This window comes from Polyangium jinanense (assembly GCF_028435265.1).
GTDB classification, from domain to species: domain Bacteria; phylum Myxococcota_A; class Polyangia; order Polyangiales; family Polyangiaceae; genus Polyangium; species Polyangium jinanense.
Window position 1 is genome coordinate 1 of the sequence record NZ_JAGTJK010000106.1, and the last position, 17695, is coordinate 17695.

Annotated in this window: 16 protein-coding genes; 9 read left to right on the top strand and 7 right to left on the bottom strand. The window is 67.8% G+C overall.

The features are described 5' to 3' along the window. The coding region (locus KEG38_RS56330; protein ID WP_372518250.1) for an IS4/Tn5 family transposase DNA-binding protein at positions 1–150 on the bottom strand (150 nt) is incomplete at its 3' end. 281 nt (positions 151–431) lie between these two features. Between KEG38_RS56330 and KEG38_RS53380 the strand changes: the two genes are divergently transcribed. Then, positions 432–1781, top strand: coding sequence for a pyridoxal phosphate-dependent decarboxylase family protein (locus KEG38_RS53380; protein ID WP_272428772.1), 1350 nt, complete (start codon positions 432–434; stop codon positions 1779–1781). A gap of 8 nt (positions 1782–1789) precedes the next feature. Here KEG38_RS53380 and KEG38_RS53385 read toward each other — a convergent pair whose 3' ends face one another. Together KEG38_RS53385 and KEG38_RS53390 are read right to left on the bottom strand one after the other, a co-directional pair. After that, on the bottom strand, positions 1790–2857 hold the full coding sequence (locus KEG38_RS53385; RefSeq protein WP_272428774.1) for a cupin-like domain-containing protein: 1068 nt from the start codon (positions 2855–2857) through the stop codon (positions 1790–1792). A gap of 10 nt (positions 2858–2867) precedes the next feature. After that, positions 2868–3278, bottom strand: coding sequence for a hypothetical protein (locus KEG38_RS53390; protein WP_272428776.1), 411 nt, complete (start codon positions 3276–3278; stop codon positions 2868–2870). A 681-nt stretch (positions 3279–3959) separates the two neighbouring features. Between KEG38_RS53390 and KEG38_RS53395 the strand changes: the two genes are divergently transcribed. The 3 genes from KEG38_RS53395 to KEG38_RS53405 all read left to right on the top strand — a co-directional run bounded on the left by KEG38_RS53395 (position 3960) and on the right by KEG38_RS53405 (position 7542). Beyond that, positions 3960–5513, top strand: coding sequence for a type I restriction-modification system subunit M (locus KEG38_RS53395; protein ID WP_272428777.1), 1554 nt, complete (start codon positions 3960–3962; stop codon positions 5511–5513). Beyond that, a complete protein-coding gene (locus KEG38_RS53400) occupies positions 5510–6745 on the top strand; it encodes a restriction endonuclease subunit S (RefSeq protein ID WP_272428778.1) in 1236 nt (411 codons plus the stop codon). Before KEG38_RS53395 ends, KEG38_RS53400 begins: the two co-directional genes overlap by 4 nt. A gap of 545 nt (positions 6746–7290) precedes the next feature. Further along, complete coding sequence (locus KEG38_RS53405; RefSeq protein ID WP_272428779.1) at positions 7291–7542, top strand: DUF6968 family protein; 252 nt, start codon at positions 7291–7293, stop codon at positions 7540–7542. A 32-nt stretch (positions 7543–7574) separates the two neighbouring features. Here KEG38_RS53405 and KEG38_RS53410 read toward each other — a convergent pair whose 3' ends face one another. Further along, the gene (locus KEG38_RS53410) at positions 7575–8075 is read right to left on the bottom strand and encodes a hypothetical protein (protein ID WP_272428780.1); all 501 of its coding nucleotides are present in this window, start codon (positions 8073–8075) and stop codon (positions 7575–7577) included. A gap of 88 nt (positions 8076–8163) precedes the next feature. On the opposite strand from KEG38_RS53410, the gene KEG38_RS53415 reads away from it, so the two are divergent. The 4 genes from KEG38_RS53415 (at position 8164) to KEG38_RS53430 (ending at position 13167) form a co-directional block, all read left to right on the top strand. Beyond that, positions 8164–8802, top strand: coding sequence for a hypothetical protein (locus KEG38_RS53415; RefSeq protein WP_272428782.1), 639 nt, complete (start codon positions 8164–8166; stop codon positions 8800–8802). Positions 8803–9277: 475 nt separating this feature from the next. Next, a complete protein-coding gene (locus KEG38_RS53420) occupies positions 9278–11077 on the top strand; it encodes a sensor histidine kinase (RefSeq protein WP_272428783.1) in 1800 nt (599 codons plus the stop codon). Then, positions 11074–11802, top strand: a complete 729-nt coding sequence (locus KEG38_RS53425; protein ID WP_272428784.1) for a response regulator transcription factor — start codon at positions 11074–11076, stop codon at positions 11800–11802. Before KEG38_RS53420 ends, KEG38_RS53425 begins: the two co-directional genes overlap by 4 nt. Before the next feature lie 111 nt (positions 11803–11913). Then, on the top strand, positions 11914–13167 hold the full coding sequence (locus KEG38_RS53430; RefSeq protein ID WP_272428786.1) for an AgmX/PglI C-terminal domain-containing protein: 1254 nt from the start codon (positions 11914–11916) through the stop codon (positions 13165–13167). 36 nt (positions 13168–13203) lie between these two features. On the opposite strand, the gene KEG38_RS53435 is transcribed toward KEG38_RS53430, so the two are convergent. Next, positions 13204–14721: an amidase gene (locus KEG38_RS53435; RefSeq protein ID WP_272428788.1), complete on the bottom strand. Its 1518-nt coding sequence runs from the start codon at positions 14719–14721 to the stop codon at positions 13204–13206. A 209-nt stretch (positions 14722–14930) separates the two neighbouring features. Between KEG38_RS53435 and KEG38_RS53440 the strand changes: the two genes are divergently transcribed. Further along, positions 14931–15374: a hypothetical protein gene (locus KEG38_RS53440; protein ID WP_272428790.1), complete on the top strand. Its 444-nt coding sequence runs from the start codon at positions 14931–14933 to the stop codon at positions 15372–15374. A gap of 3 nt (positions 15375–15377) precedes the next feature. On the opposite strand, the gene KEG38_RS53445 is transcribed toward KEG38_RS53440, so the two are convergent. Together KEG38_RS53445 and KEG38_RS53450 are read right to left on the bottom strand one after the other, a co-directional pair. Beyond that, positions 15378–16238 carry a hypothetical protein gene (locus KEG38_RS53445; RefSeq protein ID WP_272428791.1) on the bottom strand — a complete coding sequence of 287 codons (861 nt, stop codon included), beginning with the start codon at positions 16236–16238 and terminating at the stop codon, positions 15378–15380. A 38-nt stretch (positions 16239–16276) separates the two neighbouring features. Then, a complete protein-coding gene (locus KEG38_RS53450; protein ID WP_272428793.1) occupies positions 16277–17272 on the bottom strand; it encodes a hypothetical protein in 996 nt (331 codons plus the stop codon). Positions 17273–17695 lie beyond the last annotated feature (423 nt).

Sequence of the window (17695 nt, forward strand, 5' to 3'; positions counted from 1 at the left end):
AACCTCACTCACCTTCCCCGAGGGAAACAGCGCCGCCTGCGCGGCCATGCGCGTCAGTCGCCGGGTCCGGCGCTTGTCTCCAAGGTCCGCATGCCCGAACTCCTCCTCCGCCCACGCTTCCGCCGACAAGGCTGCCCCTGCATCCAACATCTCACTCGGTAAATGTCGTCAGAGGGGGGGAATGTACCGATCGGAGATGGGACCAATGCTCAGGCCCTGGTTCGGGTCGAGGGGCGAATAGCCCCCGCGGGGTCCGGGGCAGCGCCCCGGCGCGGCGGTTTGCGGCGTGCCTTGCGTTCGGTGCGACGGTCGGTAACCTCCTTGGGTCACAAATCACGACCTTCTAAGCCGCGGGGCGCACGTTCGAATCCTGCCGGGCGTGCCTGCGAAGCCTTCGAGGATCTTGCATCCTCCCTCGGAGAGTTCTGCGCATGGATGAACCGACCCTGATCGAGGAAGCGGATCGCCGCGCCCACGCCTACCTCGCGGGCGTGAACGAGAGGCGCGTGTTCCCTGACGCCGAGGCGCTCCGTGCCCTCTCTGCCTTCGAAGAGCCCCTGCCGGATCATGGCCGGGATGCGGCGGAGACGCTGCGACGGCTCGACGAGCTGGGCTCGCCGGCCACGGTGGTCTCCAACGGCCCGCGTTATTTCGGCTTCGTCGTCGGCGCGGCGCTTCCCGCTGCGGCCGCTGCCGAGCGGCTGATGCTGGCTTGGGACCAGTGCGCCTCGTCGTTCGACAACTCGCCCATCGCTGCGACCCTGGAGCGGATCGCGGGCCGCTGGGTGCTCGAGGCGCTCGGCCTGCCCCCGGAGAGCGCCGTGGGGTTCGGGACCAGCGCCACGGCCTGCACCCTTGCTTGCGTCTCGGCGGCGCGTCGCCGACTCCTCGCGCGCAAGGGCTGGGACTTCGACGCCGACGGCCTTCTCGGCGCCCCCGAGATCAAGGTCGTGGTCTCCGAGACCGTGCACGTCACCGTGAAAAAGGCCCTGCGAATCCTGGGCTTCGGGATGCGCCGCCTGCTCGTCGCGCCCACGGACGCGTTTGGTCGCATCGATCCGGATCGCCTGCCGCCCCTCGACGACGCCACGATCCTTTGCCTCGCTGCCGGCGAGGTGAACACCGGCGAGTTCGATCCCTTCGAGGCCCTGATTCCCCGCGCCAAAGCTGCGGGCGCGTGGGTGCACGTGGATGGCGCCTTCGGGCTCTGGGCGCGCGCCTCGTCCCACGCTCACCTCGCCAAGGGCGTCGAGGGGGCCGATAGCTGGACGACCGACGGCCACAAATGGCTGAACACTCCCTACGACGGCGCCATGGCCATCTGCCGCGACGCGGACGCCCTCGCTGCCGCCATGAACAGCGACGCCGCTTATGCCACGGCCTCGCGAGATGCGCAGAAGAACCTGACGATGGAGTTCTCGCGCCGTCCCCGAGGACTGCCCATCTGGGCGGCGCTCCGGAGCCTCGGCCGGGACGGCGTGGCGGCCCTGATCGACAGGCACATCGCGCAGGCGCAGCGGCTCGCCGCGTCCCTGCGCGAGGCGGGCTACGACGTCCTCAATCGGGTGGTGCTGAATCAGGTGCTCTTGCGGGCTGGCAGCGACGCCGAGACGATCGCGATCCGCGAAGCGGCCCAGGCGTCGGGCGAGGCCTGGTTCGGGCCGACGGTTTGGCGGGGTCAGCCGGCATTCCGGCTGAGCGTATCGTCGTGGCGGACGACGGATGCGGACATCGACGCCCTTTCGGAGCTTTTGCGGCGGTTGAAACGCGGCACGCCCTGACGAGCGTCTCAACCGAGCGATTCGCGCTGGTGTAATGGGCGTCCTGGCCGATAATCGTAGCTGCCCGGCCATCGAAAGCCCACGACGGCGAGCGAGAGGCTCGGCGACAAGCTCCATACCTCGTGCCACCAGCCAACCGGGATGAAGAGCGCATCGCCCGGTTCGAGCTCCACTTCATGGACGAGCTCCGGGTGGGCGCGCCGAACCTCGTCGCTCGAATGCGACGCGTAAAAGCCCGTGGCCGCATCCGCGACCATCGTCACGCTGGGCGGCACCAAGACGACCCGCTTCTTGCCGAGGATCTGGCAAAAGAAGTTGTTGGTCCCGTCGTGGTGCAGCTTCGTGTGCGTGCCCTTGGGCCCGAGCCAGAAGGAGACGGCTCCACGGCGCGGCGGCGGGAAGAGATCGGGGGGCAGCTCGAACTCCTCGATCAATTGCCCGATCGTGGTGTCCTCGAAGGCCCGGTTGCGCGCCACGAGGTAGACGTCGTCGTCGACTGCGGTGGTGACGAGATCGAGGTAGTCCCCGAACGACATCTTCGCCCGCAGCTCCGCGAATTCGAGGTCGGGGCGCGCGTGCTTGGTTCGACCCCGAGCGACCTCGATCTCCACATCGGCGAATCGCCGCCGGAGCTCCTCGAAGCGAAAGCGCGGGGGCCGTGGCCATTGCTCCACGTACCCTCGCACGACGAGAGGGGCATTGCCGATCCAGTGCTGACGATGGAACACGTCGGCGGGTGGACATCGCGAGACTTCCACGACCGCGCATGCATCTCGCCGGACGAGCTCGGGGAGCCGACCTATCTCGCGAGCTCGGGCGCGCTCGTCGACCGCGCGCACATAGGCCGGCGTGATCTGCGAATGCGCGATCTCGTCGAGCGCGTTCCTGACCGCCGCCACGGGGAGGCCTGCCCCGGAGAGCGTCGCGACGATCTCGCGGGGCGCGACGCCGCGCGCGAGGTTCAGCACGATCCAATCGAGCGCGTCGGCGGAGAGCCTGATCGCGGCTCGTCGAGACCTCGCGGTTGCCTGCGGAGAAGGGACGCCGCGCGTCCTGAACCGAGAGATGCCGCCCATCGGCGATGGCTTACTTGGCCTGCGGGGGCTGTGGCGGGATGGCGCCGCCCGCTCCGCCGGCCGGATTGGGTTGAGGCGGAATGGCACCGCCTGCTCCGCCGTCGCCCCCTCCGCCGCCTGCTCCGCCGGCGCCCCCTCCGCCGCCCGGTCCCGGCTGCGGTGGGATCACGCCGCCCTCTCCGCCGACACCCCCTCCGCCGCCCGGTCCCGGCTGCGGCGGAATGACGCCGCCCTCACCACCCGCGCCCCCTCCCCCGCCTGGCCCCGTCGAGCTCGACGTCGGATCTGGAGCTTGAGGCGGGATGTCGCCACTTCCGCTCGTCGTATCACCGCTGCACCCCGGCAAGAGCGCCGCCGTGAGCACCGCGGCTTGCCCGGCGCGGATGACGAGGGACGTGAGCGGGAGCGGGGTCGGTTTCACGCGCTGCATTCGTTCAGATAAACGCGAATGTGGATGGCCGTCAACCGCTCGGGTCATCGGTCCGGAGCTCCACGTCGCTGCCCTCCGCGCGAGCGACTGTGTCCTCCGCGCGAGCGACTGTGTCCTCCGCGCTAGCGGCTGTGTCCTCCGCGCAAGCGGCTGTGTCCTCCGCGCGAGCGGCTGTGTCCTCCGCGCGAGCGGCTGTGTCCTCCGCGCGAGCGGCTGTGTCCTCCGCGCGAGCGGCTGTGTCCTCCGCGCGAGCGGCTGTGTCCTCCGCGCGAGCGGCTGTGTCCTCCGCGCGAGCGGCTGTGTCCTCCGCGCGAGCGGCTGTGTCCTCCGCGCGAGCGGCTGTGTCCTCCGCGCGAGCGGCTGTGTCCTCCGCGCACAAGACCCCGCCCTCGGCGCACAACACCCCGCCCTCGGCGCACAAGACCCCGCCCTCCGCGCACAAGACCCCGCCCTCCGCGCACAAGACCCCGCCCTCCGCGCACAAGACCCCGCCCTCCGCGCACAAGACCCCGCCCTCGGCGCACAAGACCCCGCCCTCGGTGCACAAGACCCCGCCCTCGGTGCACAAGACCCCGCCCTCGGTGCACAAGACCCCGCCCTCGGTGCACAAGACCCCGCCCTGGCCGCGATCCCCTCGACCCCCTTCCCCCGTCTTGCGGTACAACCCGCCCGATGCCCCTCCCCGCCGACTTCGAAAGGCGCCTCTGGGCCGCGGCCGACCAGCTCTGGACCAACTCCGCGCTGCAGCCGTCCGAGTACGCCACGCCCGTCCTCGCCCTGATCTTCCTCAAGTACGCCGACCACCGATTTGCGCAAGCCGAGCGGGAGCTCGCGGACAAAGCGCGGCGACGTGGGGCCATCGGGCGGGACGATGCTCACGCCCGCGGCTTCGTCTACGTGCCCGAGAAAGCGCGATTCCGCGGGCTTCTGGAGCTGCCGGAGGGCGCGGACATCGGCAAGGCGATCAACGAAGCGATGAAGGCGATCGAGGCGGAGAACGACGACCTCCGGGACGTCTTGCCGAAGACGTACGGTCGTTTCGACGCGCAGACATTGAAGGAGCTCCTGAAGCTCTTCAGCACGATCCCCGAGGACGTGGAGGGCGACGTCTTCGGGCGGATTTACGAATATTTCCTCGGCAACTTCGCACCGCGCACGCTCCAGAAGGGCGGCGAGTATTTCACGCCGTATTCGGTGGTGCGGCTCATCGTGGAGATCGTCGAGCCGTACCACGGGCGCATTTACGATCCTGCGTGCGGGTCGGGCGGGATGTTCGTGCAGAGCGCGAGCTTCGTTTCGGCGCACGAGAAGCGGCCGACGGACGAGATCTCGGTGTACGGGATCGAGAAGATCCAGGCGACGCTGCGGCTCGCGCGGATGAACCTCGCGGTGCATGCCCTCTCGGGGGACATCAAGGAGGCGAACACCTATTACGAGGACGTGCACGAGCAGGAGGGTCGGTTCGACTTCGTGATGGCGAACCCGCCGTTCAACCAGAATGCCGTGGACAAAGAGCGGCTGAAGGACGACCGAAAGCGGTTCCCGTTCGGGATGCCGACGATCGACAATGCGAACTACCTGTGGATCCAGCTCTTCTACAGCGCGCTCAGCGAGAAGGGTCGGGCCGGGTTCGTGATGGCGAACAGCGCGAGCGACGCGCGGGGGAGCGAGCTCGAGATCCGGCGGAAGCTCGTCGAGACGGGCGCGGTCGACGTGATCGTGGCGCTGAGCCCGAACTTTTTCTACACGGTGACACTGCCGGTGACGTTGTGGTTCCTGGACAAGGGGAAGGCGAAGGGGGCGCGGAAGGACAAGGTGCTCTTCATCGACGCGCGGCACGTGTACCGGCAGGTGGACCGGGCGCATCGTGGCTTCACGCCGGAGCAGATCGAGATGCTGGCGAACATCGCGCGGCTGTGGCGTGGGGAGAAGGCGGAGAACCTGCACGGGGGCGGGAAGCTCACGAAGGAGAACTTCCCGAAAGGGAAGTACGTCGACGTGGCGGGGCTGTGCAAGGTGGCGACGATCGGGGAGATCGAGGCGCAGGGGTGGAGCCTGAATCCGGGGCGGTATGTGGGGGTGGTGGAGAAGGCGGGGGAGGAGTTCGATTTCAAAGAGAGGCTTGGGGAGTTGAATGAGGAGCTAGAGCGGCTCCATGCGGAGGCGCGGGAGTTGGAGGGGCGGATCGCGGAAAGCGTTGCCGCGCTCCTGGAGACGTGTTCATGAGCTACCCTCTTCGACAGATCGCGCAGTTTGCATCCGTTCGCTCCGGCTACGCATTCAAGAGCGCCGATTGGCAATCAAACGGGGTGGCTGTCGTCAAAATAGGCAACATCAAAGAGGGCAGCATTGTCCTTGACGGCTGTTCCTATGTCTCGGAGGAGACTGCCGACAGCGCTCACGAATATCGCTTACATTTCGGCGACGTTCTCATAACGATGAGCGGCATCATCGGTGAAGTGGGAAGAGTACGCACGCATCAACCTCTCCTACTGAATCAACGAGTTGGTCGCTTCGTGCTGCACCGCCCAGGTGAGCTTTCGTTAGACTATTTATTTTATTGCCTGCGCGCACCAAGCACGCGGACGAACATTGAGGCTGTTGCATACGGAGCAGCTCAGCCCAACGTTCGTCCTACGCTCATCGGTCAAACAGAAGTTGCAGTTCCTCCACGCAGGGTTCAGGACCGAATCGCGAACATCCTCGCCGCCTACGACGACCTCATCGAGAACAGCACCAAGCGCATCACGCTCCTGGAACAGCAAACAGCTCTGATGTTCGGACACGTCGAGGCGGACGCACGTTCCGCAGCCAAACGTCGAGACCTCGGGGAGATAGCAGACGAGGCCGGCGGGACCATCCGGACCGGGCCGTTCGGCAGCCAGCTCCACGAATCGGACTATACGACCGAGGGAACACCGGTCGTGATGCCTAAAAACCTTCGTGAGGGCAGGATCGATACGAGCGACATCGCCCGCATCCCGGAGGACATCGTCGAAAGGTTGGCACACCATGAGCTTTCCGAGGGCGATATCGTGTACGGCCGACGAGGGGACATCGGCCGTCGTGCCTTCATCCGCCAGAGGCAAGCCGGCTGGCTCTGCGGAACCGGTTGCCTGAGGATCACCCTACCCGGGGGACCGCTGCGCTCCCGGTACCTGCACCAGTACCTCGGGAAGCCCGAAATCGTCTCCCTCATCGCAAGCCGCGCCGTCGGCGCGACGATGCCGAACCTGAATACATCGATTCTGCGCGGGATCCCGATCGACGTGCCGCCGCTCCGACTCCAGGACGAGTTCGTGCGTATCGCGGACGCAAACGACGAGCTTGTCAACGTGCTGGCGGCGAAGAACGAGAACTTGCGCAAGCAGCGTGACCTCCTCCTCCCCCGCCTCCTCTCCGGCGAGATTGACGTCTCACGCTTGCCGACTCCCGAGGGGGCGGCGGGTGAGCGATGAAGTGGGGACACGTCCTGGTCGCCGCCGTTCTCGTGAACGTCTTGGTCGTGGGCTGCCGTCCGCGTGAAAAGCAGAAACGATACGATGCCTTCGATGGCGGACCTCCACTGCTTGAAGAGTGCAACGAGCCGTGGGACAACTGCTACAGAAGCTGCGAGACGCAAGTACCGCGTGCGGTTCGTGCTGTCGTGACCAGCGGCTTCTCTGTGATACCAGGCAGCCCTACTCCTTCCAATCGTGCGAGAGTGCCCGTTGAATCCATTGGGGGTACACGGAAGGCATCCCGCAGGGTCTGGAGAACGTGTCCGTATGAAAAATCGACTGCTTGCAGCACTCGTATGCGTGGTAGCGCTCTCCAGCGCCGGATCAGTCTCGCACGCACGTATCAGTACACCATGCGAGGACAAGTGTGACAAGGAATACGAGCGCAACACCATGAAGTGCAACAAGGCGCCTCCCGAGAACAGGCGAGCCTGTCATCAAGAGGCGCCCGCCATTTACACGCGGTGTCTGCGGGACTGCGACAAGAAAAAATAAGACCAACGATGCAAACCCAGAAGTTGCAATGGATACCCCCGGAAGGCGGGGCCGCGCGAACGATCACGGTGACCATCAGCGCCCCCGAGCCGCAGGGAGAGATGTTCGCGGCGGTGGTTGACATCACCGGCTTCGATGAGCCGTGCACGAAGCGGATCTACGGTGCAGACGCCGAGCAAGCCGCGGAGCTCGCGAGCAAGACCGTCCCCGCCCTGCTCGATCTACGTGCCCGCGGTGGCGCGTTGATACCGCTCGATTGACCATCCCGGCGCCACGATGACGGAAGCGGCGCTCACCCCCTTGTCCGCATCGATATCGCCCCTCGACTCGGCCCCTCGGGCGGCGGCAGCATCACCGTGAGCGCCTCGATCGCCGGCAACGCGGACCGGATCCGCGCGGCCACCGGGAACGGCGTGAACGGCCCGCTGAACCAGAGCAGCAATACATAGACCCCGGCAAACGATTGCGCGTAGGCGAACGGCTCTTCGTCGGCCAGCGCGACCGTGAAGCGCGCGCCGGGTCTGTCCTTCCCGGGCGGGCGCGCTCGCAGCACGCGCTCGAACATCTCGCCGAGCGCGGATAGCTCGCGCTCCAGATCGGCCTCCGTCCCCCGAAGCGCAAGGGCCTCCATGGGGACCGGAAGGTCGCTCGGCGCTCGCCTCGACAGACCATAGCAGAGCAGGCTGCCCGACAGGTCGCAGACGATGGCGTTCGTGGCCCCCACGCCGTCCTGCAAGGACACGAGGCGGCGATGCAGCTTGAGCCACGCGGGGATCTCGTCGGCCGAGGCCATGGTCGCAGAGCCTACAGCTCTACCGCCCGAGGCACAAGACCCAGGCACGCTCTCGACCCCCTGGCCCCGTCTGGCGTATCGTGCCCCCATGGACGCCCAATCTCTCCTCGATCGACTCCGCAACGACGACGACGCCGACGAAAAGAAAACCGCCAAATCAGCGCTTTCCGACAATCCCGATCTTCCCGCGGAGCTCCTCGCGTGGGCCGCGCGCGCCGTGAACGAGGAGGTCGCGATCGAGCGCGCCGACGCCTCCACGTTTCTCGCCGTATCCCTGGTCGTGACGGACCCCGCCCTGAAGGGACGCCTCCGCTTCGCCCAAGCCGAGCTCATGCATGTGTCGAGCGACTCTGATCAATATGTGCTCGACGCCGCGATCGACGCGGTCGGCTGGGCTCCGGACCTCGCGGGCGCCTACGAATTGATCTTCGACAAACTCCGCGGTTCGTCCGATCTCGACTGGACCGAAGCATTCGAGAAAATCGGGGGGCGGGGCCTCCCCAAGGACGCCCTCGCCCTCTTGCGCCACGTGATCGAGCGCGCCGAGGCGGGCGTGAGGACCGGAGACAAACCGTATTTCCTGAAGTTCGCCCCCACGGAGGGAGCCACGCTCGCGGATGTCGAGGCGTTCGTCGCACAGGGCCTCCTCGCCGAGGCCGTCGCAGCCCGCCGCGGCGCGGCCGGCGAAGATTTCCCCACGGCGCGGCGTGCGATCCTCGGGGGATAGGCGCCCCGCCGCGCTTTCCCCCGCCCGAGGGCCTGGCGCTGAACATTGGTCTCATCGCGAGGCGTCGCGCCGGGGCGCTGCCCCGGACCCCGCGGGGGCTGTTCGCCCCTCGACCCGAACCAGGGCAAGCCCTGGACCGTTCGTGGAAGAACTGCGCGTTGCGCAGTTCTTCCAACAGGCCGGTGGCAAGACCAGGAAGGTGCGTTGCACGCTGGCGACGAGCACGTTGCCTGTTGAATCGTCAGCGCCGCGGTCTTGATGGGCAGGCTCGTCGTTGACCTTGACCTGGCCTGTTCGATGAACTGCGCATCGCGCAGTTCATCGACCCCGGGTCCAGCGCTTGCGCTGGTCCGGGTGCAGGGGCGGACAGCCCCTGCTGGGGCCTGGGGCAACGCCCCAGCGCAGCGCCTCCCACTTTGCATCCGCCGCGCATGCCGTGACATGGCGGTGACATTTCCATGCGAACCTCTCCCTCGTGTTGACCGAACGCGCCGCGCGCCTCAGGGATCTCCTCCTCTTCGTGACGCTCGCGCTCCTGCCTTCGATCGCGGTGGGCGTCCTCGGCCTGCGCGCGATGGAGGGCGAGGAGGCGGCGCAGCGGCGCGAGGCCCAGAGCGCGCTCGACTTCAGCGCCGAACGCCTCCGCCTCCGCGTCGAGCAGGGCCTCGCGGAGGCCGACGCGGCCCTTGCCGCCGCGCGCTTCGGCCCCGAGCTCCGCGACGCGGAGCAGACCCTCGCCGGCCTCGCCCCGCCCTTTGCGGCGCCCTTGCTGCTCGATCGCGACCGCGCCCTCGCCCTGCCGGCTGCGCCGCCCGCGAGCGCCCCCCCGAAGGCCTCGACGGACCATTGCAACACCCTCGCGGCCACGTTCACCACTTCGAAAAACCCGGACACACGAAAAGCTGCCCGTAACGAGCTGCTTACCGTGTGTCCAGACGTTCGCGGCGCCGGCGGGCGATTCCTCTATCCCATCGTCGCGCTCTCCCATCTCTCGGAGAGCGAAGCTCCGGCCCTCGTCGCCTGGATCGAGGGCCATGCGGCGTCGCTCTCGTCCGGGGAGCGCGAGGCGACACGCGAGGAGCTCACCACGGCCATGGCCCTCGGCGAACCCTTGCGCGCCCGCGCGCTCCTCGCATTGAAGGGTTCTCCCTCCACGCGTGGCCGCATCCTCGACGCTTTGCGCAGCGAGGAGGCCGCGGTGGCCCTGCGCGGCGGCCCCGATCGCGCTGGCATGCTGCGGTTTCGCGCGCCGGGCGCCATCTTCGTTCTCCGCGCCCTCGACGACGGCCGGCTCGCGGGCCTCGTCGTGCACGGCGATTCTCTCGCGGCCTCCCTCGACGCGGGTTTTCCCGCCATGCCCGCCGGCGAACGCGCGCAATTCGCGCCGACCGTCGCCTCGTTCGGCGACCTTCGCGGCACGACCCTCCTCACGCCCGGCCTCGCCATGCACGTCGTCCCTGCCGATCGCACGGCCATCGACCGGCGCGCCGCGCGGAGCCGCCGCGTCCTCGCCGCGATTGGCGCGGGCGCCGTCGTCGTCTCGCTCGGCCTCCTCGCCTTGTTATGGGCGCGCATGCGGGCAGCGCGGCGCACGAGCGAGCTTCGGGTCGATTTCGTCTCCGCCGTCTCGCACGAGCTGCGCACGCCGGTCTCCTCCGTCCGCATGCTCGCCGAGCTGCTCGAAGGCGGTCGTGTCGAGCCCGAGGAGCAACACGAGGTCTTCGAGGCACTCGCGCGCGAGTCGAAGAGGCTCGGCGACACGGTCGAGCGCATGCTCTCGCTTGGCCGTATGGCCAAAGGCCGGCTCGCCGCGGTGCGCGCGGAGGCCGATCTCGCGGCCGTCGCGGACGAGGCCATCCTCGCCTTCGAGGAGCGATTCCCCGATGTTCCCGCGATCGAGCGCACCATGGACACCCCGGCCCCTGCGCACGTCGATCCAGGGCTCGTCCGCCTCGCCCTCGACAACCTGCTCGACAATGCGCGCAAATACGCGCCCGACGGCACGCCCTATCGGGTCGTCTTGCGACGCGCGGACGAGAGCATCACGATCCGCGTCGAGGACCGGGGCTCCGGGATTTCACGGCGTGATCAGAAGCGTATCTTCGAGCCCTTCGAGCGGCTCGACGACAAACTGAGCCGGGAAACCGAGGGCAGCGGCCTCGGCCTCTCGCTGGTCCGACACGTGATGCGCGCGCACGGCGGGACGGCGCGCGTGGAGAGCGAGCCCGGTCGCGGCGCGGCATTTGTTTTGGTATTTCCAGGGAGGAAAGCATGAGCACGAAGAGTTCTGCGGGGCGGCAGGAGACCATTCTCCTCGTCGAGGACGATCTCGGCCTGCGCCTCGCCATGACAAAGACACTGCGATCCGAGGGGTTCCGCGTCGAGGTCGCGGGCACCGGCAAGGACGGACTCGAAGCCGCGCTCGCGCAAAAGCCCGATCTCGTCCTGCTCGACGTGATGCTCCCCGGCATGAATGGCTTCGAGGTTTGCCAGCGCCTCCGCGAGGCGGATCCCGAGGTCCCCATTCTCATGGTCACGGCCAAAGGCGAGGAGCCCGACAAGGTCCGCGGCCTGCGCCTCGGCGCCGATGATTACATCGTAAAACCGTTCGGCGTGGCCGAGCTCTGCGCGCGCATCGACGCGGCCCTCCGGCGGCGCAGGCGCGTCGAGGCCGAGACCGAGGTCATCCAGATCGGCGACGTCACCGCCGATTTCCGCGCTCATACCTTGAGCCGCGGCGGCCAGTCGCTCGAGACGACCGCGCTCGAAATGCGCCTGCTCCGCTACTTCCTGCGCCACGAGGGCACGCTCCTCCCGCGCCAGCGTATCCTCGATGCCGTCTGGGGCGCCGACTACTTCGGCACGGATCGCACCGTCGACAACTTCATCAACCGCCTCCGCGCCAAGATCGAGGACGACCCGAAGAACCCTCGCCACCTCGTCACCGTGCGCGGCGCCGGCTACCGCTTCACCCGCGCCCCGAGCTCTGGAGGCGACTGACCCGCGCCCGGTGACCGAACGGTGACATGGCAGAGAAATTTCGTACAGGAACGCGCCGCATAGTGGTCTCCAGACGGCGCCGCGATGGCAGCCATAACGGAGGATCCGATCATGATGAAGCAATTCGGCCGTGGTTTCGTTCTCGTGTCCCTGGCTTCGACGTTCGTGCTCGGTTGCGCGGGTGAAAACACCGAGGGCACCGAGGCGCCGGCCATTCAGGCGGCGCCCTCGGGCGAGGCGTCCGTCGCGCTGCGTATCGAGCGGGTCGCGCGCGCGCTCGACCGCGGCGAGGACGCGAAGCAGGCGCTCGCCGAGATCGATCTCGCGCTCGCGCATCCTGCCGCCACCGCGACCGAGCGCGACGAGGCCACGCTCGTCCGCAGCCGCGCCCTCGAAGCGACGGGCGACGCGGAAGGCGCAATCACGGCCGTCGAAAACCTCCTCGCCGCGCACGCGGGCGATCGGGAATGGGCGCTGTCCGCCGAGGCGGAAAAACGCCTCCGCAAGCTGCTCACGGGCAGCGAGGACACGCCGAAGCGCCGCCTCACCCCGGCCGAGCCTCCGGTCTCGATCTTCGCGACCCAGCTCGCGAAGTTTTTCCCGCCCGACGCGGGCGGCCGTTATCGCGTGCGGGTCCTCGCGTTCGGCGGCGACCGCAACTTCTCGAGTGATCGAATCGGCACGTTCAACGTGGGCGGCGCGATCCGCGCCGAAAAGGAGAAGACGTGCTCGACGTGCGAGGTGAACGTCGACAGCAACACGAACCGCGAGACCTCGTGGGTCGGCATCGTCCGCGCCCGCGCCGAGCTCGCCACCTCGCTCGTCGTTTATTATTACGATCTCGAAGGGGGCGAGATCCCCGCGCGATACGACGCGGAGCTGCCGCTACCTTCGGCCGAGATCAAGGCGCGGCTCGCGAAGGGCAAGGGGCTCGTGGCCGCGAAGAAGCGCGAGGGCGCGCCGCCCGTGATCCTCGTCGCGGCCCCGCGCTTCGCCCAGCTCGACAACGTCGAGACCACGCTCGCCGGCATGGACGAACTCCCGCTCGAGGCCACGAGCGTCGAGGTGCCGGAGTCGCTCGAAGCCGAGGAGATCCAGGCCGTCGTGCGCGGAGGTTTTTCCTCGTTCCGGCCTTGTTACGAGGCGGTCCTCCAGACGAATCCGGCGGCGTCGGGTCGCATCATCCTCGATTTCAAGGTGGGCACCGACGGGCACATGACGACCCTGAAGGCCACGGCGGAATCGGCCGCGACGCAGCCGATGGAGGCTTGCATGCGCGACGCTGCCCAGGGCTTCGTTTTCCCCGCGGCGACGAAGGAGACCACGGTCTCGTATCCCATCCTCTTCACGCCCGGCGACGACTGATCCGCCGGGCAGGGAGGACGCCGGCTCGGAATCACGTCACGAGAGCCCCGGGGACGCGGAAGCGTGAACGGGCGGGCGACGGGCGCGGAAGGATTGGACCTCTTCGATCTGCGCGCAGAGCCGGAAGAGACGCGCGTCCTCCCCGAAGCGCGCCGTGAGCATGGTCCCGATGGGCAAACCCTCCGCATTCCAGTGGAGCGGCACGCTCGCCGAAGGCTGCCCCGTCACGTTGAAGACCGGCGTGAACGGCGAAAACGCATACGCGCGCTCCACGGCCATGTCGAGCAGCCGCGGCAGCCGCAAAAGCTCCGGGCGATCGAGCCGCGCCACGAGCTCTTGCATCACCTCCTCCAGGCCCTTCGCGAGCAAGGTCCCGTGCGGCACGGGCGGCCTGCCGATCGTCGGCGTGAGCAGGACGTCGTATTCCTGAAAAAACCCGGCCACGGCGCGCTGCACTTCGAAGAGCTTGCGCCGGTAATACACGAACGTCCCCGCGTCCGTGCTCCGGCCGACGAGGTTCAAGAGCCACGTCGTCCGCTCGACATCCTCGCGCCGCGCCGGGCGGCCGAGGAAGTCCTCCGACGCGCGGATCTCGGCGGCGACGAGCGCGCTGAAATGCAGGAAAAACCCCTTCGCGAACTCGCGCGCGTCGAAGCGCGGCCGCGCCGGTTCCACGTGATGCCCGAGCTTTTCGAGCAGTTTTGCCGTTTCCTCGACGGCGCGCCGGTTGTCCGGGTGGGGGTCCGCGCCGTGGAGGAGCGGCTCGGTCGTGAAGGCAATGCGGAGTTTTTCGGGGGGCGCGCCGAGCGCATCCAAAAAACCGTGGTACGGCGCGGGCGCGTGGTACATCGCGGTCGACTCGGGCCCGGCCGTCGCGTCGAGCGCGGCCGCGCTGTCGCGCACGGTGCGGGAAAGGACGTGCTCGGTGGCGAACCCGTAAAAGCTCTCGCTCACGTCGGGGCCGACCGGCGTGCGCGCGCGCGTGGGCTTGAAGCCGAAGAGGCCACAACACGCGGCCGGAATACGAATCGATCCGCCGCCGTCACCGCCGTGCGCCATGGGCACGATCCCCGCCGCGACGGCCGCCGCCGCGCCGCCGCTCGATCCGCCCGGCGAGTAGCCGAGGCGCCAGGGATTGTGCGTGGGGCCATAAAGCTCGGGCTCGGTCGTCGGCAGGATGCCGAACTCGGGGGAGTTCGTCTTGCCGAACACGACGAGGCCGGCGCGCAGGAATCGCTCGGTGAGCTCGGCGTGGTGGGCAGGGACATTTCCACGATAGAGGCGGCTCGCGGCCTGAAGCGGCACGCCGGCATAAGCGGAGGCCATGTCCTTCATGAGGAAAGGCACGCCGCGGAAGGGGCCGTCGGGCAGCTCGCCGCGCGCCCGCTCGCGCGCGATGACGTGCATGCCGATCACGATCGCGTTGAGCCGCCCGTTCACGCGTTCGGCACGCGTGATCGCCTCCTCGAGCAACTCGGCGGGGCTCACCTCCCCTTTCTTCACGAGCGCGGCGAGACCCAGAGCGTCGTGGTCGTCGTATTCCTTGAAGCTCACACCCGTGTACCTACCAGATCGCGCGCGCCCGACTCAACGACGAAGGGCACGGCCGCGGCGCATCTCCTGCGCCTCCGCGCGCGCCTTGCGCCGTGTCGACCGGCGACGTCCATGGACCGATGAAAATCCGGGCCGTTTGGTGTATGTAGGGCGACGCGCGAGCCCGGCACGCGCCGTGCTTGGGTCTTCGGTGCATCGAACGAGGCACGATGAAACACCACTATCTCTTCGGTTTTCTCGCGGTGGGGACCCTTGGCGTGGCCGGCTGTGGCACGGACTATTCGGGCACGTACAAAGGCGAGGCCACGGAGTCCGGGACGATGAAGATCGCCGTCGCGCAGACGGCGGAAGTCGCCAAGAACGAGTCGCCGCCGCGCAAGGTGCCCGACGCGACCGTGACGGTCTCGAAGGACGGGAACGGCTACGTCGTGAAATTCGCGTCCTGCGAGATGAAGGGCGAGGCGTCGACGCCGAAGCTCGTCGTCGTGAAAAACACGTGTGACGTCAAAGTGGCGAACTGGGAAGGCAAGCTCCCCCTCTCGGCGACGCTGAACTTCGACGACACGGGCGCCCTCTCGATGGAGGTCACGGGCACCACGAAGAACGAGGCGACGGTCATCTCCTACGACTGGACGTTCAAGGGCAAGAAGTAACGTTCATTCGGGACAACCGATCGGCCGCGTGGCGAGGACGACGTCGTCGATCCAGATCGCGCGCGCCTCGTCCGGCAGATAGGACTCCCACCCCAGGTAGAGCTCGGAGAAGAGCGGCGCCACCCAGGGAGCCGTCGGCGTATCCGGGTTCGTACAGCCGTCCCCGGTCTCCTTCACGGCGAGGCCGGGCACGCCATACCCGTCGACGGAGAGCTGCATCGCGTTGTTTTGCCCGTCGAACTTCCATTCGAAGCACGCCCACCGCCCCACGGGTATGGCCACCTCGTGCGAGTGGGCCCAGCACGCCGTGTGAGGGGCGCTCATCGGATCTTCGTAATACTCGGGCGTGTCGTAGAACGCCGTGAGCTGACTGCCGAGGAACGCTCCCGTCCCCTCGTCGATGATGGGGTGGTGCACGCCATAACGGTAATAAGCCTTGTAGGTCTGTCCGGGTACGCGTCCCTGCCCCGTCACGAGCCCCACGCCCCCCGCTTGCATGGGCACGGATTCGATGAACATCATCGCCCGGCCATAAAGCACGTTGCCCTCCGGGGGGAGCACCGAGGTGTCGTCGAGCGCGAGCATCACGGTCCGAAAATCGGCGTTCATGCTGGTCGCGGCCGCCGTGATCTTCACGGCGCGCGAGCCGCTCCGGGCATTCTCCGAGGAGACGACGACGGACCCGCCCACCTCGACGGTGCGCCACTTGCCTCCGGGTTTGTCGCCCGTGCCGCCCGATTCGAAGTCGTCACAGAGGATCGCCGTGTCGCAGATGTTCGCGAACTGCCGTTCCTCGGCCGTGCACCCGGCGGCACCAAAGGCGGCCGTGAGGAGGATTGCGGAGAGTTTCCCGTCGTTTCGCATGCCGCTTTTTATCACGGCGGCCGGGGGGACGGCAGGGGTCAGCGGCAGCCCTCGGCGCGGGACCAGTCGAACGTGTCGTCCTTGTACTCACGGCTCTTCTGCGATTTTCCACCCATGGTCATGTCGACGGTCTGCTCGAACCGCACGTGGCGGGGCTTTAGCGTGCGCGGGTCGGTCTCCGCTTCGGTGCGCGTGATGCGGCGGATATTTTCGATGGGCATGTCTTTGGGGAAATGGGGCCCGGCCATCTCGCGGATGAGGCTGGCGAGGCCCTGGGCCGCTTTTTCCCCCTGGAGGGTCTGCGTGATCGAGACCCGGACGAGCGCGTCGTCCTCCTGGACTTTGCCGTGGTGCTCGAAACGCAGGCGCACGGGAATCGTCTCCGCGCCGGCGGGGACCTGGTCGTCGGCCTCGACGACCTCGCCCGGCGCATTCGGGAGCCCGATCCACGCGCCGACCCAGGCATTCCAGGAGTCGCCCGCGGCCGAGGCGAGCTGCGCCTGCATCTGCGGCGAGCGGAGCGCCTGCTCCATGAACGTCGAGAGCTTCGGGTTGTTGGCGATCGCCGGCGTGGCGAGCATGCGCTTGATCATCTGATCGAGCCCACGGGCCTCGAGGTACTCGCCCTCGGGCGAAATGATCATGGGCACGGGCATGCTGAGGAGCGGGAGCACGGGGGCGAGCTTTTCCTGCACCTCGGGCGTGGTGGCGTCCTCGCCGTCGATCACGAGGAACTTGGTGTCCTCGACGCGGACCTCGATCTTGCCGTCCTTCATGGGACGGGCCGCGACGAAAAAGCGCATTTTCGCGCCCTTGCCCTTCTTCTCCGAGACGCGCTCGACGGGCACGCGGCAAGGCACCTTCCACCCGAAGGAGAGGACGTTTTCGTTCGCCGCCGAGGGCTCCGCGACCTCGTCGGTGCTGCCCGAGGACGAACCGGAGGCGGGCGTGGCCGGCTCTTTCGCGGCCTCGGACGAGGCCCCGCAGGCGGCGGTGAACAGGAGGAGCAGGAGGGGAAGTTGCGTGTTCCGCATGCGCGCACGTAGCATCCTTCCATTCGGCCCTCGCGATCCAGTGATTTTTCCGTGGGGCCCTCCCCTCGCTGTGCCTTGACGCCTGAGCATTGGTCTCATCTGGGAGGCGCTGCGCTGGGGCTTTGCCCCAGGCCCCACCAGGGGTTGTCCACCCCTGGACCCGGACCAGCGCAAGCGCTGGACCCGGGGTCGATGAACTGCGCGATGCGCAGTTCATCGAACGAGCCGGGTCAAGACCAACGACGACCCTGCCCATCAAGACCGCGGCGCTGACGATTCAACGGGCAACGTGCCCGTCGCCAGCGTGCAACGCTCCTTCGCGGTCTTGCACCGGCCTGTGGGAAGAACTGCGCATCGCGCAGTTCTTCCCCAAATGGTCCAGGGCTTGCCCTGGTTCGGGTCGAGGGGCGAACAGCCCCCGCG